Source organism: Kribbella albertanoniae, from assembly GCF_004348455.1.
In the GTDB taxonomy this organism is placed as follows: domain Bacteria; phylum Actinomycetota; class Actinomycetes; order Propionibacteriales; family Kribbellaceae; genus Kribbella; species Kribbella albertanoniae.
The window spans coordinates 1-23,188 of record NZ_SMKA01000139.1; the positions used below are offsets into that span (position 1 = coordinate 1).

15 protein-coding genes and 1 pseudogene are annotated in these 23,188 nt (G+C 67.3%); 2 read left to right on the forward strand and 14 right to left on the reverse strand.

Going from position 1 to position 23,188, the window contains the following annotated elements:
* From E1261_RS25975 to E1261_RS26030, 12 genes are all read right to left on the reverse strand, one after another.
* Nucleotides 1-992, reverse strand: a 992-nt coding sequence (locus E1261_RS25975; RefSeq protein ID WP_132410887.1) for a lytic transglycosylase domain-containing protein, incomplete at its 3' end; no start/stop codon positions are given.
* Nucleotides 989-1,834, reverse strand: a complete 846-nt coding sequence (locus E1261_RS25980; RefSeq protein ID WP_132410889.1) for a phosphate ABC transporter ATP-binding protein — start codon at nt 1,832-1,834, stop codon at nt 989-991. The genes E1261_RS25980 and E1261_RS25975, both read right to left, overlap by 4 nt.
* Before the next feature lie 27 nt (nt 1,835-1,861).
* Nucleotides 1,862-4,519, reverse strand: coding sequence for a hypothetical protein (locus E1261_RS25985; protein ID WP_132410891.1), 2,658 nt, complete (start codon nt 4,517-4,519; stop codon nt 1,862-1,864).
* Between the two features lie 83 nt (nt 4,520-4,602).
* The gene (locus tag E1261_RS25990; RefSeq protein WP_132410893.1) at nt 4,603-5,616 is read right to left on the reverse strand and encodes a PstS family phosphate ABC transporter substrate-binding protein; all 1,014 of its coding nucleotides are present in this window, start codon (nt 5,614-5,616) and stop codon (nt 4,603-4,605) included.
* A gap of 158 nt (nt 5,617-5,774) precedes the next feature.
* Complete coding sequence (locus E1261_RS25995; protein ID WP_132410895.1) at nt 5,775-7,454, reverse strand: PPC domain-containing protein; 1,680 nt, start codon at nt 7,452-7,454, stop codon at nt 5,775-5,777.
* Between the two features lie 28 nt (nt 7,455-7,482).
* On the reverse strand, nt 7,483-8,361 hold the full coding sequence (locus E1261_RS26000; RefSeq protein ID WP_132410897.1) for a sortase: 879 nt from the start codon (nt 8,359-8,361) through the stop codon (nt 7,483-7,485).
* Nucleotides 8,358-10,031 carry a phosphate ABC transporter substrate-binding protein PstS gene (locus E1261_RS26005; RefSeq protein WP_132410899.1) on the reverse strand — a complete coding sequence of 558 codons (1,674 nt, stop codon included), beginning with the start codon at nt 10,029-10,031 and terminating at the stop codon, nt 8,358-8,360. Before E1261_RS26005 ends, E1261_RS26000 begins: the two co-directional genes overlap by 4 nt.
* Nucleotides 10,032-10,042: 11 nt before the next feature.
* Entirely contained in the window at nt 10,043-11,107 is a 1,065-nt protein-coding gene (pstA, locus tag E1261_RS26010; protein ID WP_132410901.1) for a phosphate ABC transporter permease PstA, read from the reverse strand.
* On the reverse strand, nt 11,107-12,099 hold the full coding sequence (gene pstC, locus E1261_RS26015; RefSeq protein WP_132410903.1) for a phosphate ABC transporter permease subunit PstC: 993 nt from the start codon (nt 12,097-12,099) through the stop codon (nt 11,107-11,109). Before pstC ends, pstA begins: the two co-directional genes overlap by 1 nt.
* Nucleotides 12,096-12,422, reverse strand: coding sequence for a hypothetical protein (locus E1261_RS26020; RefSeq protein WP_132410905.1), 327 nt, complete (start codon nt 12,420-12,422; stop codon nt 12,096-12,098). Before E1261_RS26020 ends, pstC begins: the two co-directional genes overlap by 4 nt.
* Before the next feature lie 144 nt (nt 12,423-12,566).
* Nucleotides 12,567-13,097, reverse strand: a complete 531-nt coding sequence (locus E1261_RS26025; protein WP_132410907.1) for an isochorismatase family protein — start codon at nt 13,095-13,097, stop codon at nt 12,567-12,569.
* Nucleotides 13,094-17,752: a DUF2961 domain-containing protein gene (locus E1261_RS26030; RefSeq protein WP_132410909.1), complete on the reverse strand. Its 4,659-nt coding sequence runs from the start codon at nt 17,750-17,752 to the stop codon at nt 13,094-13,096. Before E1261_RS26030 ends, E1261_RS26025 begins: the two co-directional genes overlap by 4 nt.
* A 186-nt stretch (nt 17,753-17,938) precedes the next feature.
* Here E1261_RS26030 and gndA point away from each other — a divergent pair, with 186 nt between their 5' ends.
* Both gndA and E1261_RS26040 read left to right on the forward strand, forming a co-directional pair.
* Nucleotides 17,939-19,378 (forward strand): NADP-dependent phosphogluconate dehydrogenase, encoded by a 1,440-nt coding sequence (gene gndA / locus E1261_RS26035; protein ID WP_132410912.1) that lies wholly within the window; start codon nt 17,939-17,941, stop codon nt 19,376-19,378.
* 123 nt (nt 19,379-19,501) lie between these two features.
* Nucleotides 19,502-19,945 (forward strand): DUF6319 family protein, encoded by a 444-nt coding sequence (locus E1261_RS26040; protein WP_132410914.1) that lies wholly within the window; start codon nt 19,502-19,504, stop codon nt 19,943-19,945.
* 160 nt (nt 19,946-20,105) lie between these two features.
* Here the strand turns inward: E1261_RS26040 and E1261_RS26045 are convergent, their stop codons facing one another.
* A complete protein-coding gene (locus E1261_RS26045; protein ID WP_132410916.1) occupies nt 20,106-20,768 on the reverse strand; it encodes a Type 1 glutamine amidotransferase-like domain-containing protein in 663 nt (220 codons plus the stop codon).
* Nucleotides 20,769-22,536: 1,768 nt separating this feature from the next.
* A pseudogene (locus E1261_RS45420) lies at nt 22,537-23,188 on the reverse strand (hypothetical protein); the annotation flags it as partial.

Below are 23,188 nucleotides of genomic sequence, written 5' to 3' on the forward strand. Positions count from 1 at the left end.
GGCTGGTACGGCGGCTTGGGCGACTGGGGTTGGCTGGGCGGCGGCTCGAGGGGTGGGGGCAGAACGAGCGGTGGCGTGACGACGGTCGGCTGCGTGGGTTGAGTGGGGAGCGTGGGCGTGGGGACGGGTTTGTCGGCGTTGCCCTGGTGGTCGTTCGCCGGTGGGAGAATCGTGCCCTCGCCGTCTGGTACCTGGACGGTCTGCCGGCTGTAGGACTGCATCCAGCGGAGCACCGTGGAGACGTACTCCATCGAGTGGTTGTAGCGCAGCACTGACCGCACGAGGCCCTGCGGATCACCCAGGTCGGCCCCACCCCAGCACAGGTAGTTCCCAGCAGCACGAGCCGCGTCGTACACGTTGTGCGGGTTCTTCACCCCATCACCGTTGCCGTCGGCACCGAAGCTCGCCCACGTCCCCGGGATGAACTGCATCGGTCCGACCGCCCGGTCCCACTGCGTATTCCCGTCGTAGCGGCCCCGATCGGTGTCGGAGATGGCCGCCATCCCTGGCCCACCGTCCAGCACCGGTCCGAGGATCTGCCCACGAGTGTTGCCCTGGGCATCGACCTTCCCGGCACCCGCGTGATCGGACTCGACCTTCCCGATCCCCGCCAGCAACGGCCACGTCAAATGACACCCCGGCAGCGCCACCCGAATATCCTCAGCAACCCGCTGGTACGCCGCGAGCACAGTCCCCGGGATCCCGGACGCATCACCCGCAATCCCCGGAATAGGCTGCACCGTCCCCTCCGTCGTACCAGTCTCCGGTACGTCGGCCGGCTGGAGCACGGGCAGTTGCCCATCCACCCCGGGTCCCGGCGGCAGGTCCGCCGGCAGGTCGATGAACCCAGCCAGCGCATGCGAATCGACCACGAGCTGCGAAGGCGTCCCACCACCACCGGATGCGACCACCAACGCCATCAGGCCGAGCGGCGCCGCGCAGGCCCAGCCTGCGATCAGTTTGATCCGCCAGGTCTCGCCCCGGGTGATCATCCGAACCGCCCTTCCACGTAGTCCGCCGTCCGCGAGTCCTCCGGCGCGGAGAAGATCTTCGTCGTCGGCCCCGACTCCACGATCACGCCCGGAGTCCCCTGCTCAGCAAGGAAGAACGCGCAGGTCTGCGACACCCGCGCGGCCTGCTGCATGTTGTGCGTGACAATCACAATCGTCACCTCACGGCGCAGCTCGTGGATCGTCTCCTCGATCCGCCGCGTCGACGTCGGGTCGAGTGCCGAGCACGGCTCGTCCATCAGCAGTACGTCGGGTCGCACGGCCAGCGATCGTGCGATACACAACCGTTGTTGCTGCCCACCGGACAGCGCGCCACCCGGGGAGCCGAGCCGCTCCCGGACCTCTTTCCACAGACCGGCCTTACTCAGGCACTCCTCGATCAGGTCGGTCCGCTCGCTGCCGCGGACCCGGGTCCCGGTGAGCTTCAGCCCGGCCGTCACGTTCTCCGCGATGCTCATCGCCGGGAACGGGTTCGGCTTCTGGAACACCATGCCGACCCGCTTGCGGGTGTCGGTGATCCGCCGCTCCGGCTCGTAGATGTCGTCGCCGTCGAGCAGTACCCGACCGGCCAGCGACGCACTCGGGACCAGCTCGTGCATCCGGTTCAGGATCCGCAGGAACGTCGACTTCCCGCAGCCCGACGGGCCGATCAGCGCAGTGACCTGGCCGGCCTCCATCCGCAGCGAGATATCGGCCAGCACCTTGTGGCTCCCGAACCAGGCCGCGACCCGATCGCTCTCCAGCATGCTGCCCCCACTGACGGGCGGCAGCACGGCGGTCTCGTCGTTCGCCGCGGTGGGAACAACAGGTAGTACCGAGGTCATGCGGGACCTTCCAATCGGATTGCGAGGTCAGCCACGGCGTCGGCCCCGACGCAGTAGGCCGGCCAGGTACGAACCACCGGCGGCCAGACCACGCCGTACCGGATGGCCTGGTTGCGAGATCACGCGGATCCCCGGCGATGCGACCCCGGCCGCGAGTCCGGCGGCCAGCAGCGCCGGCAGGCCCCAGGCCAGCCAGCCGAGCGACTCACCTGTGGTGGCAGCGACCGGCTTGGTGCTGGAGTTGTTCACCGGCGGCGACTGGCTGGGCCCACCGCCGGGCGGAGTCGTCGGGCCCGGTGTGGGTGCTGGGGTCTTTCCATCGCCGCCGTCAGCAGGGTCGTTGGTGTTCTGGTCCGGCGGCGTCTTGGTCGGCGGATCGTTCGGCGTCGGGTCCTTGGGGTCGTCGACCGGGTCCTTCGGCGGGATCGGCGGCGTACCGGTCTGGGCGCCGACGGCGTCGGCCACCTTGGCGGCCTGGTCCCGCATCGCCTGGGTCAGCGCGAGGTAGCCGTCCGGCAACTGCCCGGCCTCCTGACCCCACTGCTGGCCATCGGTGCTCATCCAGCGGATGTTGTCGGCGTACCGCTGGGCGAGCGTGCTCGGCAGCGACGACGTCGGCACGGCCGCGTAGCTGATCATCGTGCCCGGGTAGCCGCGCTTGTCCATCGTGGTGTAGTCGAGGTTCCAGACCCCGGAGTTCTTGTCCGGCTGCGCCCCGTCCAGGGCGTACCCCATCGCCTCGACCGTCGGCGCGACGAACTCACCGGCGCTGTTGCGCAGGTCAGCCGCCCGTACGCCGGTCTTCTCCAGCTCGGACTGAACGGACAGGGTGAAGATGTGCCGGCGGCCGAAGAGCTGCACCTCCTGACGCTTGCCGGTGTAGCCGCTGTTCGGGTTCGCCGGGTCCCGCAGCACCGGGCCCTGGGCCAACGGCCAGCCGGACATGGTGATATCGGCGCCGTTCGCCCAGGAGGTCGTGGCCGGCGCCCAGAGTGTCTGCGGGCTCAGCCCGGTCCACTCCTCACCGTCCATACCGGGCCCGGGCTCGGGCACCACCCAGCCGTCGTTGAGGTTGTAGTCGTCCGCGGGCAGCTGCCACCCTCGATAGGTCTTGTTCACCGTCATGCCCCACGGATCCGCCTTGCCCTGCAGGAACGCGCGGGCGGTCGGATCGGCCCAGACCCAGCGGGTCAGCGCGAGGAAGACGTCGGAGCGTGCCGTCGGCATGGACAGTTGGGTGCCCTCGGCATCGTTCAGACCGGCGTAGCTGCGGGCGCCAGGGTTGAGTTGGGCGAACTCCGGGTCCTGGAAGATGTTCGCCGGATTGCTACCGGTGTTGGGATTCACCGCGTAGCCGTTCCTGTTCGGCCGGAACAGTCCCGGATAGGACTGCGTGAGCATCTTCGCCACCAGCCGCTGGTTGAGCTTCAGATCGGTGACCGGGCTGGTGATGCCGTCGACGGTCTTGTCGATCGAGTAGCCGAGGGAGAAGCCGGTGACCGCGATCGGGGCATAGCCCAGCTTGCGGTCGGTCGACACCGGGTCGTCCGGTGTGGCCGGCTCACTCACCACTGCGGCGTCCGCCGCGTACTTCGACGCAGCCGCGGGGTCGCGCTGTCCCAGCTGCCGCATCGAGTCCGGCTCCCAGGCCCGGGTGTAGTCGAGCGCGGACGGGCTCGACTTCTGGCACCGGGCCGGCACCCAGCGGCGCATCGCCTCGCCGGTGAGTTCGGAGCCGATGAACTTTGCCTGGTCGGCACGGCCGGCGCACTTCGGCAAGCTCGGACTGAACGAGAGCTTGAAGACATAGCGCTCGTACCAGTTCGCCAGTAGCTGCCAGTACGCGAAGGCTGTCTGACCGGTCGCCTTGGCGCAGTTGCTGATCAGCAGTGGCGTGGCGCCCTGGTCCGCGTTACGACAGTCCCGTTGGCGAACCGGGACGACGACCAGCGAGCACGGAGACTTCTCCGAGCAGTTCAGCGAGGGGTTCTCGGCGGCGGTGTTGACCCAGGTCTGCACCTGGCCGGTACCGTCCTGCTGGGGCCGCCCGCGCCGGAAGTTCCGCGTTCCCGGGGTGAAGTCGTCGATCGCCTTGATCCCGTTCGCGGCGTCCGCCGGGATGTTCATCGGGAAGGTGGTCCAGGTGCCATTGGCATTCCGGCGACCGTGGTACTGGTCCTTCGAATTGTCCTTGCTGTCAACCGTCCGGAACGGTACCGAGAACAAGGGCCCGGAGGGGAGAGTCTTGAGCTGCGTGTGCCAGTCGTTCGGCGCCGCCGGTTCGACGGGGGCGTAGTAGTTCGCCTTGGCCGACAGCGCCTGGCTACCGAGCGCATCGCCCTCGTCGTTGAGGCTTCCGACCCAGCAGTCCTCGCGGGTCGGATTGAAGCCGCGGCACTGCATGACCGCCGCCGCGTTCTGACTGAAGGTGGACGAATAGTCGAGGCCCGTCCAGGAGACCGAGATCATCTGCCGGGTGAGGTTCTCGGTCCTGGACGCCGTCACGCTGACGCCGCCGCGCTGCAACGTCACCGGATTCGCAGACGGCTCGGCAACCAGCGCCTGATCCGTCGGATCCGGCGGCGGTTCCGCGGCGACGGCGGTCGGGACCTCGTAAACCGGCGCTACCGACAGCAGTGCCAGCACGAAAGCACCGGCGATCATCGCGAGCTTCTTGGGCCTCACAGCGTTCCTTTCTCATCAGACCTGAACCCCGGTGAGCGCGGAAGCTCCGCGCCCACCGGGGGTTGTTGCGTTGGCAGTGCAGGTCAGAGCACGCCGCAGGTGCCACCGTTGGCGGCGTCGCCCAGCGGCAGGAAGCCGTTGGCCGTCACGACGTCACCGGCGGTGGTGGTGGCCGGGTCGGTGTCGGCGTCCTCGCAGACGAACGGCGTGGTGCCGAGCGAGGAGAAGCCCGAACCGTCACCGAAGACGTCGGCGAGGCCGGCCGGAACCGAACCGCCGACTGTCTTCACGACGTTGTAGAGGTTGCGGTCGTACGCCGCGGAGTCGGCGGCCGCGACCTCGCCGCGGAAGGTGCCGTTCTTCTCGTCGGCGGTGAGCAGGTTGTAGCGGCCGATCGAGAACGGCGCGATCGCACCGGCGTTGGCCTTGATCAGGGTCGAGCTGTGCTCCTGTACGGCGGTGCCGCCGACGTTGTCCTTGACGCAGGACGGCAGGCTGCCGGAGTTGATGCCGACCTGGGTGGCCCAGAACGCCCGGGTACCCGAACCGGCCTGCGGGATCAGCGGCAGGATGACCTGGTTCGGTCCGCCCACCTGGTTCCAGTTGGTGATGGTGCAGTTGTAGATACCGGTCAGCTGCGCGTCGGTCAGCGAGGTGACGGCAGCGACACCGGAGTGCGCGGCCCAGCGGACGCTGTCCTTGGCGAACGGCAGGAAGGCGAGACCGGCGCAGTCACTGGCAGCCGGGCCACGCGACGAGCGGGCCGCCGACACGTTGGCGTTCGAGCACAGCGCGGAGATGCCGGCGCTGGAGCCGTTCGGCCGGGTGACGGCGGTGGTGCCCGAGCGCAGGGTGATCGTCGACGTACCGGTGGCGTCGAAGGAGGCGAGGCGGGCCGAGGGGACCGGCGTCCGGCCGTTGTAGACGGCGGCGAGGTCGTTCAGCACGTTCTCGCTGGTGTCCGAGCCGACCAGGACGATGTCGTTGGCGTCCGGCGTGAACGTCGGGTCGGCCGCGGCAGTCAGGGCGGAGGTGGCGACCAGCGCGACCGCGGCAGCGGCGATCGCGGTGGCACGGGCGGTACGGGTGAAACGCATTAGGGGAATTCCCTTCCTCACAAGCGTTTTCGCGACCCTGGTGTGGTCGCGGTGCCGGTTTGCGGTCACATCCCTAATTCATCGTGCCGGGGTCGCCAGCAGGTCACTGTTCGGTTAACCGGACATGACCCGCTGGCTAGCCGGAAACGTTGTCACTCTCAGCAGGGGAAGCTAAACCCCCACGCAATGGCATTCAGGGCGTTCTGGCTGCCGGTCAGGCCGGTAGCCGGGTTGTAGGTGTCGGTCTTGTAGTCGACATCGATGTCATCGGCGGTCCCACCGAAGCCGTCCGGACCCACGCCGTACAGGCCGGGGAAGTTGCCGTCGGCATCCATCAGGGTGGCGGCCGGGCTCGCCGCGTCAGCCGGAGCGGCGCCGTACAGGGCACCGAGTTCACGGCTCGCGAGGTTGCCGAGAGCCGTGCCGATGAACGCGATCCGGTCGGAGGTGGTGGTGAGGTAGGTGTTCAGGCTGAGCGGGCCGGTGGCCGCGCTGATCCGGTCGAGCTGGACCAGGGCGGTCTCCTCGTGGGCGAAGTTGCCCGGGTCGATCGACTGCGCGGTGCCGATCCGGCCGATTCCGGACTCGGCGATCTTGCCGCCGATCACCACGCGGCTCACGTTCGGGCTGCCGAAGGTGTCGGTGTCGTCGGCGCTGGTGCGGATCCGGAGGTTGACGTCGTACCCGGCGCGGACGGCGTCAGCGCGCAGGTTCTCCCGGACAGTGGCCGTCACCTTGGCGATCATGGCCGCCTCGTCGGCAGCGGTCAGACCCCAGTTCGCCAGGTACGGCGACAGTCCGGAGAGCTGCCGTACTCCCGTGCCACCGAGCGGCGCGAGGTCGATCGAACCACCATCGAAGTCGAGGAACACCGTCTGCGGTTCCGCGTCGACGGCCGGCCGGGATACCCCGAGAGTCAGGTCGTACGGACCGAACCCGTCGGTGACCGAAACGGCGTACCAGCCGGCCTGGTCCGCGACGACCGCCAGATCGACAGCACCACGCGGCAGCGTGGATGCGGCCGGAAGCTTGCCGAGGCTGTGCAGGTCGGTGCCCACGGCAACCGATCCGCTAGGCCGGATGACCGTCAGCCGGTCACCGGTTGCACCGAGCGCGGCACCGAGGACGTCGCCCGGGGCCAGCTTGACGGCGTAGAAGTCGCGGTCGATCGGAGCCGCAGCGATCAGGAGCTGGTAGGCGCCGGTGTCGGCACCTCCCAAGCCACTCCCCGAGTTCTGCGGGTCGGTCGGAAAGTCACCGGCCGCACTCTTACCGGCCACAGCGACGTAGTACGTGCCCGAAGTGGCGATCGGGTACTGCAGCTTGCTCAGCGCACCAACGCCGTTGTCGTCGTCCGACGCGAGCAGTTGCCCGGTAGCGTCGTACAGGCCGACCACGGTGTTCGTGGACGCCGGCGAGCCGTCAGTGCTGACAGTCAGCGTCTGCCCAGCTGCACCGGCCACTTGATAGAAGTCGAAGTCGTTGGTCTTGTCGCCGAGCACGCCGTGCGGCCCGTCGCCGAGGGTCCCGCTCGTGGTCACGGCCCGGACAGTGCCGGTACCGATCCCGGTGGCCGTCGCGGTTGCGATCGACCCGTTGTCCTCGTCACCGGCGGTCACTGCGACCGGGGCCGGTGAGAGGGTGCCGTGCACGGTCGCCGTACCGACGCCGTACATCCGCTCTGCTGTGGCCCGGCTGTCGTTCTCCCCCGCCGCCGTGGCCACTTCACGCTCTTGATAGTTGGTGGTGACTACCGCGGACGAGACCGCCGGGGTGGTGGCGAACAGTGCAGCGACCAGCGCAGCACCGACCACGGTCCGGTGGATTCGTGCGTTCATCAGTTTTCCCCTCCAGGAACTGATCTGGTCAGATCAGGTTCGGAAGCATGGCGGCGATCTGCTCGAACACGCGCCACACCAGCGCGACGACTACCGGCGCGCCGATCAGGTAGGACTCCCAGCGGCCGATCCGGGACCGGAACCAGACAACTCCAGCGGCGACCGCGATCAGTGCCTGCAACCACAGCACCAGCGTCAGCACACCGGACAGGTTCACCCCGAAGGCCTGCTCAGAGTCCGGAACCCGGGCCAACCGTCCGCCCGGGTCGGGTAGTGCGGTGCCGTCGACGAGCTCGGCGTCGACGTACACGGTCTTCGAAGGCAGCGGCGCGCCCTCAGCGGTGACGAGCGTGACACGAGACCCGCCACTCGGAAGCAATGCAGGCAACGGATCTCCAGCCCGTCGCACAGCCTTCACCTCGTAGTTGAAGCGCCCCTCCCCCGTGACAACTTCGAACCGGGCACCAGGTCCCAACTTCGGTACGGCGCGAAACGGTCCGCCGTAGCTGAGCGCGCGCCCGTAAATCACAGCGACTCCGGCCTCCCCAGGCAACGGGCTGTCGGCCCGATGCCCCGGTCCCTGCATCAGGATCGACCCGGTCGTCCCCTCCCGGATCACCTGCCGCAGCCCGAGCCCGGGAATGTCCAGTACGGCGACCGGAGCGCCGTACTGGATGCCTGGACCGATCGGCGCCGTCGCCTCGGCGAGCTGCCCGCGGATCTTGTCGTACGCCACGTCCTGCGCCCGGTTGTACTGCAGCGCGCCGAGGAGCAGCACGTAGATCACGAACACGAGGATTCCGAGCGCGAACAACCGCAACGCATCCGACGTCAGCTGCGGCCGGAGCGCGAGCTCCGCACGCGCTTTGGTTGCCATCCGCAACGGCGCGGAAACGGCCACGGTCACCGGCCGGCCCGCTTTCGCTGCAGGTGGCGGGAGACCAGCGTCGGCACCAGCAGCAGCAGGAGCGCCTCGACCGCGACCAGTACGCCGAGGTTGCGGAGCATGTCACCGCTGCCCCGATTGCCGTTCAGGTCGGTCACCTGACCGGTCGGCACATACCCGCCGTTGTTCTGCCCACCGGCGTTGATCACCTGACCGGTCTCAGGATCGACTACTGCTCCACCCGTCGGACCACTGCTCGGCTGCTGCCCCGGCTGGTCCGGCTGGTTGCCGTTCCCGTTGCCATTCGGGTTGCCATTGTTGTTGTTGTTGCCGTTCCCGTTGTTGTTGCCAGTTCCGTTGTTGCTGCCGTTGTTGTTGCCGTTGTTCCCGTTCCCGTTGTTGCTCGCGGTCACGCACTTGCCGTTCACCGCCGGACCAGCACCGTCGCGGTCGCACGGCAGCGGTTGGGGGGCAACTGCCGCCAGCACGTTGCGGTTCAGGTTCTTACCGTCGAAGGTCGGGTTGCCGCATTTCTTGATGTCCGTCGCCCCGACCTTGCCGCCGGGAACCCGGGCGATCTGCTGGAAGCCGGCCTGCACCAGGTTCAGCGGCAACGGCGAGTAGCCGAGCGGGGCCGCCTTCTGCTGGCCCTGACAGAGGAAGTACGCCGCGAAGTCCGACAGCGTCTGGCCCTTGTTGGCACTGACATTCGCGGTCGGCAGAATCATGTAGGAGTACGAAGACAACGGGTACGTCCGCGGGTCCGGGTTGTTGTACACCCCGGTCAGTTTCTGGGTCAGGTAGAGCGGCGAGTTCTTGTTCGTCTCGATCTGCGTCCGGGTCAGCGCTACCGCGGTGTTGTACGAGTTCGGCTCGGTGTAGTACCCGGCGCTGTTCTTCATCTTCACGACCGGGTAGCTCTTGCCCAGTGCGTACGAGTACTCGACGTAGCCGATCGCACCGTCGGCATAGGGAGCCGCGATGAACCCGGCCGACTGGGCCGATCCACCTTGGGCCTTGACCCCGGGGAAGTTCGTGGTCGGGAAGTACGACGTCTGGCCGCACTTCCGGTTCTGGGTGGACTGGCAGAAGCCGTCCCACAGGGCCTTGTGCTGGGTGTTCATCCAGAGCGTGAACTGCGCCGTCGTACCGGATCCGTCGGAGCGGACCACCGGGATGATCTTCTTGCTCGGCAGCAACTTGCCGTTGTTGTCCCGGGTGATCTGCGGATCGTTCCAGTTGGTGATCTTGCCGGTGAAGATCTTGGTGATGGTGTCGCCGGACAGCCGCAGGTCGCGGTACAGCTTCCCGCGGATCTGGATCTGGTACATCAGCGCGGTGCCACCGGCAACGATCGGCATGTAGGCGTACGCGCGGCCGCGCGAACTGTCGTCAGCCTCGGTCAGCGGATCCTTGCCCTGGTACGGGATCTCGCTGATCGCGAAGTCGACCAGATTGTTGGCGAAGTCGAGCCGGCCGCGCGACGACCCGCCAGCGCCGTACTGGACCCGCATCCCCAGCGGTTCGACATCGCGCATCCACTGGTCCACGGCGTTCTGCGACCAGGTCGACCCGCTACCGTAGATCGGCACGTACGCCGTACTTCCGGCCGACGCCGGGAGCGCCGCCGACGCGAGCGTCAGCAGCAGGGCGAGCACGAAGGCACCCAGTCTTCTTACGGGCCGTCGCATGGCTGGTCCTTTCATCGGGATCCGGAGCGGCCGCGACCGGCCATCCAGCGGGAGAAGGCGAACAGCAGCAGCACCACGACCAGCAACAACGCCGCGGCACCGAACGCCCGGCTGATGTAGTTGGGCTCCGGCGACTGCGACATCTTGAACGTGAACAGCGGCAGCGAGACCATCGGCCCGGAGAACGGGTTCAGGTTCAGGTACGTCGTGAATCCGGCGGTCAGCAGCACCGGAGAGGTCTCCCCGATGCCACGCGCCGTCCCAAGCACCAACGCGGTGGCGAGACCGGGCCTCGCCGTGGGCAGGACGACCGACCACACGGTTCGCCACTGCGTCGCCCCGAGCGCGAGCGACGCCTCCCTCAACCCGCTCGGCACCAGGCGAAGCACGACTTCGGACGAGCGCGCGATGATCGGCAGCATCATCACCGAGATCGCCATCGCTGCCACGAACCCGGACAACCGCATCCCGAAGCCGATCAGCAGTACGACGTACGCGAACAGGCCGGCCACGATCGACGGCAGCGCGGTCATCGCCTCGACCACCGAGCGCACCAACCGCGACGCGCGGCCGCCGACCTCGGTCAGGTAGACCGCGCACAGGATGCCGAGCGGCAGCGTGATCGCGATCGCGATGCTGATCTGGATCAGGGTTCCGACCAACGCATGCAGCGCGCCACCGGAACTCAGCGGCTCGAGCGGTCCCGCCGTGCGCAGATCTTGGGTGAAGAAGTTCGTGTGGATCAACGCCCTGGCACCACGGATCAGCGTGTAGCCGATCACTGTCGTCAGCGCGATGCCGACGAGCGCTGCGGCACTGTGGGCGAGCAGTACGGCGAAGCGATCGGTGAGCACCACCCGCCCACGCCGGAGGCCGGTGTAGAGCAGGTAGAGCGCGGTGAACGAGAGCCACCAGCAGACGATGAAACCGAGCGTGCCTTCGGTCGGCAGGATCCGGTTGTAGAACACCCAGGTCAGCGACAACCCGGCCACCGCGGACCCCACGAGGCCCGCCCGGTCCTCGACATCCACGATCCGCAACTGCCGGCGTACTGGTTCGTCCAGAAGGGTGGTCATCAGATCTCCGTTCCGGCGCCGCTGCGGCTGCGGGCGACCACGAAGCCGGCGATCAGGTTGACGATCAGGGTGATCACGAACAGCACCAGGCCGGCTGCCATCAGGGCGTTCAGCTGGGATCCCTGGGCCTCGCCGTACCGGAGCGCGATCATCGACGAGATCGTGATCGACCCCGACTGCAGGACGTGCCAGTTGATCTCGAACAGCGGCGACACGATCATCACCACGGCGATCGTCTCGCCGAGCGCGCGGCCGAGACCGAGCATGGTGCCGCCGATGATCCCGCCGCGGCCGAACGGCAGCACGACGGCGCGGACCACACCCCAGCTGGTCGATCCGAGCGCCAGCGCCGCCTCGCGTTCACCGGCCGGTGTCTGGTCGAAGACCTCGCGCATCACCGCGCAGGCGATCGGCATCACCATCATCGCGACCACGATGCCGGCGATGAAGGCCGAGGACGCGTACGTCGCTCCGTCGAAGACCGCGGCGTCCGGATCGGTGTCGACCCTGAAGATCGGGATCCAGCCGAAGAAGTCGGTGATCCAGCGGGACAGATGGATGACGCGGGGCTGCAGCAGGAAGAAGCCCCACAGGCCGTAGACGATCGACGGCACCGCGACCATCAGGTCGACCACCGCGACCAGGCTTTTCTTCAGCCCGCGCGGCGCCCACTCGGTGATGTAGAGCGCGGTCGCCACCGCCAGCGGGAACGAGATGGCGATCGCGATGGTGGCCACTACGACGGTTCCGAACAGGATGGCGGCGACCCCGATCTGATTCGCCTCGGGTTGCCAGGACTGCTCGGTGAAGAACTTCCATCCGTACGTCTGAAGGGTCGGTTTCGCCTGGTAGGCCAGGAAGATTCCGATCCCGCCGGTGATCAGTAATACCAGGCCGCCACCACCGCGGGCGACCAGCCGGAAGATCAGGTCGGACGGTGCGAGCGACGACCGTAGCTTCCGCGGCTCCAGGTCGACAGTCGGCTCGCTCACCGCTGCTCCCGCTGGGCCGACGTGATCTCAGCCAGCTCCACGGCTTGCGTGAATCGATGGAATGCTCGGCGGGCGTCGATCTGCCGGGCGAAGACCCCGGGACAGCGGACATCAGGCCCGTTGTCCGCCGCCAGCTCCCACCGCCACCGTCCCTCCGGATCCCGGCGCAGAGCCGGCTCCGCCTCGCGGGCGAGCCGCCGTACCGCCGCCAGCTCTTCCTGTGGCGAGCCGCGCCCGCCGCGCCCCATCGCGAGTGGCCGGTTGTTCCCGGAAAGCAGTCGCCACAGCCGTTCACCTCCTCGCGGATCCTCGAGAAACTGCATCCGCACCCCCACCTCACGCCTCCCGGCCTCTCCCCCAGAGCAGTCAGTCAGGTGGACTGTCGCCAGCAGCGGACAACGCGTGGTGAACCGAACCGAAGCGGTACATGAACACGCTTTCCGGTTACGGCCGGGGCCGCAAATACCTCAGTCGCTGAGGGCTGCGATGTACTCCGTGCCGGTACAGAGCGTGCCGAGTCGCGGGAAAACGTGACTGAGCGCGAAGTTGTGGGCGTCCGCGTCGAGGCCGGTCATCGCGTCGGTCAGGTAGACGGTCTCGTAGCCGAGATCGTCGGCGGCGCGGGCGGTGGATTCGACGCCGAAGTTGGTCGCGATGCCGGCCAGGGCGAGGGTGTTGATGTCGCGGCGCTGGAGCTCGGCGTCGAGGTTGCTGCGTCCGAAGGCGCCCAGCGTGTTCTTGACGATCTCGATGTCGCCGGGCTGCGGGTCGAGCTCGGGCGCGAAGCCGCTGCCCTCCGGCTGGTGGTCGACGCCCGGGCGCTCGACCCGGACGTTGACCACCACACCACCGACCGAGCGGGTCGCCTTCGCCAGCGCGACACAGCGCGCCAGCACCTCGTATCCCTTCAGGGGCGCAGTATCCAGAGCGATGATGCGCGGCATCAGGTCGATCAGGACGAGCGCCGTACGGCGGGGATCAAGGCTGAGCGTGGTCATCCACCGAGCGTAGCCGCCAAGGCGTTCGCGTACGTCACGTCCCGCTCGGTCCCCGAGAAGCCCACTCGCCAGGTGCCACCGTCGTACGTGCCCTGCGGCCAAGCCCGCCCGCCGGGCTGCCACAGCGGCTGCCAAGCGACGCCGTCGCTCACCGGGTCGTACCAGTGGTTGTCGTTGGACCAGGCTTTGTGGTGCGCGGTAACGAGGCTCAGACCAGGCCCGGTCGCCATCGACCACTCCGGCAGACCGGGGACGTCGCCTTCCCGCCCGAAGCCACCGGGATCCCCCTGGTCGGGAAGGGCCGAGTCGACATTGAAGGCCACCTCCCAGAGCGGCGCACTAGTTGCCCCGTTCACCTTCCAGGACAACCCGGTATCGAAAGTCCGTGCCCCGAAATCGAACGTCCAATCAACCGTCACCGGCTCATCACCGAACGGGATGCCGGTCAGCTTGAGCGTTGTCTCCGTGGTCTGGACATCTGCGGCGGGGCCAGTAATGTCAGTCGCTCCGAAACCGCCAACTCCCAGGTACGGCGCGGTCGCGCGACCCGTCGAATCGAGCGCCTGCCGGTACTGCGCATTGCCGGTGGGATCGACCTCCAGACTGGTGACCGCCGCTCGCGGACTGGTCTGGATCGTGGCGCGGTAGTGCTCGTTGCTGACCACCTGCCCCTTCGTCACCTCCTGCCGGGCGAAGTCGAGCGGAGCCAGGAACAGTCCACCCTTACCCCAACCAGCACCGGTCACATACCAGTCGTCACCGTCCTGCACGACCTCCGCGGCGTGCGCCTGGATCGTGCCGACGTGCTGGTCGATGGTGAAGTGCAGCGGATCCTTGCTCTTGTAGACCTTTGTCGACTCGTAGCCGCCATCACAGCAGACGAACAGATACCAGTCAGTCCCCCGCTGAACGACGAACGGTGATTCCGTCGGACCGCCGTACGTGCCCGTCGCCGGATGCTGGAACGCCGTCTGCCGCGCGCCCCAGTGCTTCAGATCGGTACTGGTGCGGTAGGCAACGATGTGGTTGCCGCCGGACGGCGTCGAGTTGGCGGTGTAATACATCACCCACTGATCGCCGACCTTGCGCACCATCGGGTCCCGACCATCGAACCCATCAGTGAACAACGGGTTGGCCGCATCACGAGTCCAAGTCTTGAGGTCCTTGGAGGTTGCGAGATGCATCCGGTACGCCGTATGGTCCGGCGTACCGGCCGCGTAGAAGAGGTAGTAGGTGCCATTGTCGTAGATGGCATGCGGCGCCCAGATGTGACTCTCACCGGCATTCGGATCCGCAACCAGCGCGGGCGGTTGTTTGGTCCACGGCCCGTTCGGCGTCGGCGCGGTGGCGTGACCGAAGCTCTTCTCGTCGAGCGGATTGGCCGGCTCGGCATGCGTGATCGCGTAGACGTGCCAGGTGCCGGTCGCGCGATCCTGGATCAGCGTGTGGTCGTTGTAGTACCAGGGACCGGTCTCCCCCGTGCTCGGATCGTAGATCTTGGTGAAGTTGCCGGCCGCAACCACTGTGTCCGTCTTCGTGTACGGCGTGATCTGGGTGCTGTTCAATTCCAGGTCCAGGAGGTCGAGGCCGACGAGATGGCCCGTGGCCGCCGGATTCTTGCCGGTCAGGGTGATCGTCAGATTGTGCTTGCCGGCGGTGAGTTGCCGGGTACCGAGACCCACGCGCTGCGTGCTCACGCCGGACGCGACGTACCCGTCGAAACTCGTGGCCGGGTTCCCGTCGACCTGCAGATCGACGATTCCATAGTCGGCGGCCTTCGTCAGTACGGCGCTGAGCTCGTAGTTGCCGGTCGTCGGCACGGTGAACGCGAGCACAGTCTTGTCGCCTGCCTTGGTGCCGTGGATCCACGCCTGCGCACCGCCTGACCAGCTCACACCGCAACAGTTGCCCTGCGGATCCACCGGAACACTCGAGGAGACCGGTGGCAGCATCGCTTCGCCTTCGACCCTCACGATGTTTCCGCTCGTCCCCTCCGCGGCTGTCGACTTCGGGCCGACGTTCCCGGCGAGGTCGACCGCGGCCACCCGATAGCTCCAGGTCTCGTGCAGCCCCAGGTTGCGATGCACGAACCCCGGCAGCGGACTGGTACCCAGCAGCTTCTCAGCACCATCCTTCGTGCCGTACACGTTGTAGTGCGCGATCCCGGCATCGTCCGCCGCATCCGACCACGTGACATCGATCGCGTTACCGGTTTGCCCGGTTGCCTTCAGGTTCCCGACCACGCCGGGCATTCGCTTGTCGACGTACGGGCTGACGAGGGACTGCACGACGTACTGGCTGGCTGTCCAGCTCGGTCCGGTTGGTCGCAACTCGATCGCTAGCTTCGACTTGCCGGAGGTGAGGGCCGCAGGCAACTGATAGTTGTCGTCCAGCCACCGCTGACGATCGTTCCCGAGCGGCTGCAACCACGTGCCGGCGTCCTTGCCGTCGACAAGCACTTGCGCAGACTGACCGGCGACCTTCTGATCGCTGGTCCTTCGCAGCGTCACACCATGGTTGCCCGGATCAACCTTGACGGTGAACCGCACCGGCTCCGTCGTCGAACCGACCTGGTCGGTCAGCCGGATGTCATCGTGATCACCTTCGTAGACCGAGGTCAGCTCGGCCCCCTCTACGTTGATGCGATCTGTCTCCCGGGCACCGAACTTCGCCGACGTGTAAAGGAACGCCGTCGACCCGTAGATGCCCGGATGGTCGTCCTGCGGACCGTGCTCGATCCCGAAGTCGAGCTGGTTCTGGAACGCGATCGAGTCCGTGATGTGCAGTCGCCAGGCAGCGTCGCATTCGTACTTGCAGAAGCCGGCTTGCACCTCGTGGGCAGAGTTCCCGTGGAACGGCGTGGAGTAGGTCCCGGCGTTGAAGTACCAGCCGGACTCGTAGTAGTCCTCGGTCCCGGTCCCGTGGATCGCCGGGGTCCGCTCGCCGTCGACGTACACGCGTTCGTCGCCCTCGAGGTAGCCCCGAGTGTTGCCGTCGGCAAGCAGTCCTTCCATCGTCTGGACGACACCGACGAACTTGCCGCGACCGCTTGTTTGCGCGAGGGTCCAGTCGCTGCCCTGCGTAGTCTCACCACGCTTCGAGATCGCGCTGAAGTAGCCCGTCTTCCCCGTCACCAGGTCGACTGCCTTGCGGCCATCTCGGGATGTGGTGACTTCGGACTGACCAGTCAGCGGGTACGCCGATTTGTTGACCAGGCTGACTGTGGCACGGGCGACGTACGGCATTGGCCACCAAGCGGAGTACCAGCCGTTGGGGTCCATCGCGAAGAAGAGCGAGCGGACCGGGTTCTCGCCGAGGCCGGAGCCGAAGAACTCACCGATCGGGGCGTCGACGCGCTTCTCACCGTCGATCGTCACCTCGACGCGAACACCGGCCAGCAACGAATCACTCGGCTTGACCCGCGCGCCGTCGGCCGGAGTGGCGGCGTACGGCATGGTGTGTGCACCACTCCAGGCCTGCTTGGTGATCTCGTAGCCGTGCACCTGCTCGTCGGCGAGGTGGTTCGGCCCGACATCGAGGGTGTCGGTGCGCCCTGGTGAGTCCACCCAGTAGGTGAACTCGTTGAAGTCCAGGTCGGACGAGACGAACTGGTTGGTGATGGTGATCTGCGACTTGCCCTTGGTGAGTGCAGCGGGCAGCTCGACCGTCTGGTCGTGCCACTGCGCGCCGGCCGCCTTGAGCGGAGCCCACTCCCCGGCGACTACGCCATCGACGAGTACCTTCGCCCGCTGGTTGCCGATCCGGAGGTCCATCCGCCGCGTCAGTTTCACCCCGGTGTTGGCTGGATCGATCTTCATCGTGAACTTGCTGCTGCCGGTGAACGCGCGGCCGTCGTCGGCGAACTCCCGCAGCTCGAGCCCCACAATCTCCGGGAGCTTCAACCGGAGCGCACTGAGTTCACCAGGTCCATAGGTGTCGGCAAGAGTGACTCGTTTGCCTGGGGCAAGCTTGATCGTGCTCTTGGTGGTCCGGCTGTTCGGCTGGGCGGGTTTGGGGTCCTTGGTGCCAGCAGCCTTCAGCAGCGCGAGTACGCCCTCGGCCTTGTCGCTGCTGTCGAAAGTGCGGATGCCATTCGCGTCCGGGAACTCGCGGTAGCCGACGTGGTAGAAGTACGGGTTGCTCTGGGTGGTGATGCGCATCGACGACCGGTACGGCATCGGGACACGGATGTAGACACCACCGCTGGTCTGGACCCCGTTCGCGACCAGGGGGTAGCTGAACGGCGCTCCGAGCTTGCCGTCGACGATGTCCTGCAGTGAGCCGTGCAGCACCTGCTTGCCGTCGAGTTCGACGGTGAGGGTGCCGGTCTTGGTCACGTTGCCTTCGTCGCGGGTGAACCAGATGGAAGCGACCTCACCAGGGCCACTGTCCTCGGCGATCACGCAGCCGGCTTCTGTGGTTCGGAGACACGAAAAGGCACCGTCGAAACCGTCGTTGTTGGTGCCGTCCCGGCCGAAGCTGGAGAACTGCTTGGTGCGGACGCCGGCCTGGAGTTCCGGCAGGCGGTCCAGGTGGCGGTAGACGTCCCATCCGACGGGACCGTTGCTCGGGGGCGACGTCGTACCAGCTGTGGCGGTTGGGGTCGGTAGCACCAGTACGGCGGCGGCGACCACCGCGACTATGCGACGGAACATGGGCGAGCCCTCCGGCGGAATCGGTGGCGGGAAATCGATTTCTCAGTGTCTATCATCGTTTCTCTTGTGTTGAGAAGGGCTTGGCTCCGGCGACTTGGCTGTCCGCGGACCGGCCCGCTGCGGCGACCGCTTGCCGGGCGCGCAAAGATGGGTCCGCACACAACTTGAGACTGCGGGAGAGAATCGATGAGCTCTGCAAAAGCCGAGATCGCCGTCACCGGCCTCGCCGTGATGGGGCGCAACCTGGCCCGGAACCTGGCGCGCAACGGGTTCCGCGTCGCCGTCCACAACCGGTCCCAGGGCCGCACGGACGCGCTGATCGAGGAGTTCGGGCACGAGGGTGACTTCACTCCCGCCGCCGATCTGCCCGCATTGGTCGAGGCGCTCGAGCAGCCGCGCAAGATCATCATCATGGTCAAGGCCGGCGAGCCCACCGACGCCGTGATCGACGAACTGGTCCCGCTGCTGGACCAGGGCGACATTGTCATCGACGCCGGCAACGCACACTTCCTGGACACCCGGCGCCGCGAGAAGGCGCTGAGCGAGAAGGGCCTGCACTTCGTCGGCAGCGGCGTCTCCGGTGGCGAGGAGGGCGCCCTGAACGGCCCCAGCATCATGCCCGGCGGCTCGGTCGAGTCGTACGAGGCACTGGGCCCGATCCTGACCAAGATCTCCGCCCATGTGAACGGCGAGGCGTGCTGCGTCCACGTCGGCCCGGACGGCGCCGGCCACTTCGTGAAGATGCTGCACAACGGCATCGAGTACGCCGACATGCAGCTGATCGCGGAGGCCTACGACCTGCTCCGCCGCGTACTGGGCCTGTCCCCGGCCGAGCTGGCCGACGTGTTCCGCGAGTGGAACACCGGCGACCTTGAGTCGTTCCTGATCGAGATCACCGCCGACGTGCTCAGCCAGGTCGACCCGACCACGGGCGGCGCGTTCGTGGACGTCGTACTGGACCAGGCGGAGCAGAAGGGCACCGGCCGCTGGACGGTGCAGTCCGCACTCGACCTGGGTATCCCGGTGAGCGGTATGGCCGAGGCCGTGTTCGCACGGTCGCTGTCCGGCGACGTCGTACGGCGTGAGGCTGCGGCCGGCGTACTGCCGGGGCCGGCGTCGGCGAAGGTCGATGTGGATCGGGACGCGTTCATCGAGGACGTCCGGCACGCGCTGTACTCGTCCAAGCTGGTCGCCTACGCGCAGGGCTTCGACGCGATCCGGGCCGCTTCCGAGCAGTACGAGTGGAATGTCGACCTCGGCGCGATGGCAACGATCTGGCGCGGCGGCTGCATCATCCGGGCACGCTTCCTGGACCGCATCAAGGAGGCCTACGACCGGAACCCGGCTCTGCCGTCCCTGCTCGTCGACGACTACTTCAAGGACGCCGTCGCCAACGGACAGGACGCCTGGCGGCGCGTGGTCGCGACCGCAGCCACGGCCGGCGTACCGGCTCCGGGCTTCTCCGCGGCGCTGTCGTACTACGACGGTCTGCGTGCGGAGCGTCTGCCGGCGGCGCTGATCCAGGGGCTGCGTGACCTCTTCGGGGCGCACACCTACAAGCGGGTCGACGCCGAGGGCACCTTCCACCTGGAGTGGTCGGGCGATCGCTCGGAGACCAAGTCTTAGGTCGTGGTCTTAGGTCGTGCGACACGCGGGCGGGTTGGCATTGGGGTCGAACGTATGTTCTAATGTTCGCACAGTGCCAGCCCGCTCACCGCGGGCGACGTTACTAAGGAGATCGCCGCAACGATGACTGTAGACACTCTGGCAGTAGAAGCGCCGTCGGACGACGTCGACACTCCCGTCACCGCCGACACCACCCCCGCCGCATCCTTCGAGACGACCTCGGCCCCCGACGCCGAGGCTCCAGCCGCCGAGGCTCCGGCCCCGAAGAAGGCGCCGGCCAAGAAGACCGCTGCCAAGAAGACCAAGACGATCGAGCTGACGCTCACCGTCACCGGCACCGCCGACGGCGAATGGACCGCCGAGCTCAAGCAGGGCTCGACCTACCTGGCCCGTGGCGTGGCTGTTGCCGCCGCGGCCGTCTCGCGCGCCGCCAAGGAACTGCACGAGGACCTCTCGACCCCGCTCGACGAGGTCATCGAGGAGGCCCGCGCCCAGCAGGCCGCCAAGGTCGCCGCTCTCGAAGCCGAGCTCGAGGCCGCCCGCCAGGCGCTCGCCGACCTCTCCTGATCCACCTACACGTTGTCTGGCCCTCGCCGGCCGGACCTTCCGGTCCTGGCAGCCACCTTCCCTGGCGACCATGACCTGCCGATGCTCGTCCTCTTCCCAGGACGCACATCGCCCTCCGCAGCCCAGGTGCCCCGCGCGCCTGGGCTGTGGTTTTGAGGGGTCACGTGGCTGGTTCGGTGGCTGGTTTGGTGGCTGGTTCGGTGGTGTCGTCGAGGCTCAGCATTTCGCCGTCGCGCAGGCAGCGGTGCAGCAGGCCGCGTTCGGCGAGATGGGCAGCGGCTCGTTCCGCGCCGTCTGTCTCAGGATGTTCGGATCGCCAGTGCGGAACGATCCGGAACGGCACCAGACCGAGGCACTCCGCTGCGGTGTCCGGCGAATAGCCTTCGGGCAGGACAGTTGGGTCGTCGATGAGTTCGATGCCCTGGAGGTCCGGTCCGGCGACGCAGGCTCCCGCCGAGTAGCCGCCGTACAGGAACTCGGGCCGATCCAGCTGGTTCCGGAGGGCATCACGGAACCCGGCCTGCGTCATAGCGCGCGCCAGGACAAACGCGTTGCCACCCAGCACCCAGACGAGGTCGAGGCCGGCCAGGCGTTCGGGGAGTTCGCCGGGGGCAGCGAAGTAGTCGCGGAGATCGAGTTCTTCGCAGGAGTAGCCGAAGTTCTCCAGGGTGCGGTTCTCGCGAGCGTAATCGCGGTCGCGCGAGTCGCCGTACCCATCGAGCGCATTCAAGACAATGCCCGCCCTACCAGTCGCCAGAGCGCCACCCAGCGCCGACGGTCGACTGTCGGGGGTCAGGAACCAGGAGCTCAGCAGCAGCCTCATCAATACCTCTCGCTCATCAGATCACCGGCGACAATCATCATGCTGCCGCCACGGGGCACCGCCGCCCATGCTCGCGTCGACGAGATCGATCTGCTGGAGTCGACACGATGGCGGCCACCGATCCAACGCGTCTCGGTAGTCAGCGAGCCACAGAGAATGCGGCTAGGCCGAACCACCGACGAGAACCGCCTCCCCTGGCCGACAACCTCGTCGATGCGCCTGTCGTCCACCCTCACCCCCTGCACCTCAACTTCCCCAGTGACGGCGGGCCGGCCTCCAGTACGGCAACCAACGCCGCCTCGCTCATCGCGCCCTCGCGCACCCGCCGCGGTCACACGCCTTCGCCGCAGAGTGCAGCGCTGGCACATCTCCCCTCCGCTCCCCTCGCCCAAGGCAGTTGGTTTAGGTCCTCAGCGAGCCAGTACGACGTTGAGCACGGTTCATCCGCATCCGCCGGCCGCAAATGGTTGATGCGTGCCCAAGGTGCGCCGAGTCGAGCGACCTCGAGCACGGTGCAACCACATCCACCCGACCCCAAACGGCTGACGCGTGCCCAAGGTGCGCCGCCCCTCCACCTTGAGCACGGATCAACCACCGCCGCGGCGGGAAAACGGCTGGTGGGAGCCCAAGGTGCGTCGGGTCGAGCGACCTTGAGCACGGTTCAACCGCATCCGCCGGTCGCAAGTGGTTGATGGGTGCTCAAGGTGCGTCGGGTCTGGCGACGCTGAGCACGGTTCGACTGTTCGGTGGGTGTCAGATGGTTGGTAGGCGCTCAAGGTCACTCTCGCCCGCCATCTCGGGCTCACCCGGGCTTTGCGTGCGGCGCGTTGGCGGGAAGGTGTCGCTTGGCCTCCGCGAATTCTCCGCCTAGCGCAGATCTCGAGCATCACGCACCTCAGCCACGGCCCGTCATCCCGTCAGGTGTCAGGCGTCAGGCGTCAGGCGTCAGGCCCAGACAATGTGAAGCCGCGGTCCCGGGTCTCGCCATCCAGCTCAGGCCATCTGCTCGGCCCGCCTCGCGCTTTGTCGACCGCCTTCGGTGGTCGCGTAAGTTAAGGGCGCGAAAGGACTCGGCCGGGGACGTGCGTTGTGGCTGATCACCGCTCCCGGCCGATCTGAAAGACAGCCTGGCTGAGCGCCGCGGTGGCTGGGGTGGATGGCGAGGCTGTGACCGCGGCTGACGTTGCCTGGGGTTGCCGGGCTTTGGATGCTGTGCGGGAGAGACTGGCACCGAACGGGTCAAGGGGCGCCGGGATCGCTGCTGGTGAATGAGGGCCGCATCATGCGCCGAGAGTTGCCGCTACTCGCCGATGCCCGGTTCAGCTGACCTGCCCGTCGGTGGCATTCAGCCTGCAACTGTTCGTCCTGCCCCGCCGCCACCGCGTACCGCGCGCCGCAGCTGGATCCGGCGACTCGACTGCCGATCTGGCGGTGGTCGCAGGAGATCCCTGTCATCGGGGCACCCGCCGGCGTGGCAGCGATCGTTGCCGCCAACCAGGTTGCCGCCAACCGAGCAGTGCTTGGCGACCGAGCAGTGCTTGCCGACCGAGCACTGCTTGCCGACCCGGATCTACCGAAGCTTCTGCTCGATGCGAGTCCTGGCGCGGTGATCGGGCCGGCCGAAGTCGCCTGGTGGCGTGATCACGGCAGGTGCTGACCATCGTCGACGTCGGACCAGGAACGCATTTCCTCCCTGAGGATCGCCCGGCCGAGAGCGCTGCAGCGCTCAGCGACTGCCTTGGCCGGCCTAACTCCGGGGGAGCTTTGGTCACTGGTCCGGTGGGTCCTTCGAGATCCGATGGGTGCCGGTCGGATTGACCTGCAGTACGAAGCCGTGGGGTGTGGTCCATTCGATCGTTTTGGCGTCGATGCGGCGGACTTTCCAGCCGGCGGCGTGCGTCTTCACCCGGTGCCCGAAGCGGCTCAGCGGTATGAGGTTCAGGGTGTTCGTCTGACCCGGCGGGCCGAGCGAGTCGTACGGCTGGATGTGGTCAAGGTCGATGCTGTTGGTGGTTTCGCGGGTGCCGTACGGGAATTGTTCGGTGGGGTGGGTGAGCTTGATGTGCTCGCGGATCCGGTCGGTGATCTCGTAGGCGTCGGAGCTGATGGCCTTGTTGAGGTCGATGACCGGCTTGACCACGTAAGGGCCGTAGCCAACGAGTTCGGTGAACTGGGCGAGCAGCAGCGGGCCGATCTCTTCTGCGCGCAGGACTCCGGCACCGGTGGCGAGGGTGTGGTCGGTGAGGTGGACGTACACCTCGGCTTTGCCGGGGCGTGGCGGGGTGGGGCGCTGGCCGTGCGGTCGGGTGTGGGCGTCGTGTTTGATCTGGGCCAGCCGGGCCGCGAGGGCACGCAACTCGTCCGGGGTCATTGACTCGGCGGCTGTGTCGGGCGGGCTTTCGATGGGTGGTTGGAAGGGG

What these genes read in the sequence shown, in the direction of transcription:
- E1261_RS26030 (WP_132410909.1), bottom strand. Translation starts at nt 17,752, where the DNA reads ATGTTCCGTCGCATAGTCGCGGTGGTCGCCGCCGCCGTACTGGTGCTA.
- E1261_RS25980 (WP_132410889.1), bottom strand. Translation starts at nt 1,834, where the DNA reads ATGACCTCGGTACTACCTGTTGTTCCCACCGCGGCGAACGACGAGACC.
- E1261_RS25990 (WP_132410893.1), bottom strand. Translation starts at nt 5,616, where the DNA reads ATGCGTTTCACCCGTACCGCCCGTGCCACCGCGATCGCCGCTGCCGCG.
- gndA (WP_132410912.1), top strand. Translation starts at nt 17,939, where the DNA reads ATGAGCTCTGCAAAAGCCGAGATCGCCGTCACCGGCCTCGCCGTGATG.
- E1261_RS25995 (WP_132410895.1), bottom strand. Translation starts at nt 7,454, where the DNA reads ATGAACGCACGAATCCACCGGACCGTGGTCGGTGCTGCGCTGGTCGCT.
- E1261_RS26040 (WP_132410914.1), top strand. Translation starts at nt 19,502, where the DNA reads ATGACTGTAGACACTCTGGCAGTAGAAGCGCCGTCGGACGACGTCGAC.
- E1261_RS26020 (WP_132410905.1), bottom strand. Translation starts at nt 12,422, where the DNA reads ATGCAGTTTCTCGAGGATCCGCGAGGAGGTGAACGGCTGTGGCGACTG.
- E1261_RS26005 (WP_132410899.1), bottom strand. Translation starts at nt 10,031, where the DNA reads ATGCGACGGCCCGTAAGAAGACTGGGTGCCTTCGTGCTCGCCCTGCTG.
- E1261_RS26025 (WP_132410907.1), bottom strand. Translation starts at nt 13,097, where the DNA reads ATGACCACGCTCAGCCTTGATCCCCGCCGTACGGCGCTCGTCCTGATC.
- E1261_RS26045 (WP_132410916.1), bottom strand. Translation starts at nt 20,768, where the DNA reads ATGAGGCTGCTGCTGAGCTCCTGGTTCCTGACCCCCGACAGTCGACCG.
- pstA (WP_132410901.1), bottom strand. Translation starts at nt 11,107, where the DNA reads ATGACCACCCTTCTGGACGAACCAGTACGCCGGCAGTTGCGGATCGTG.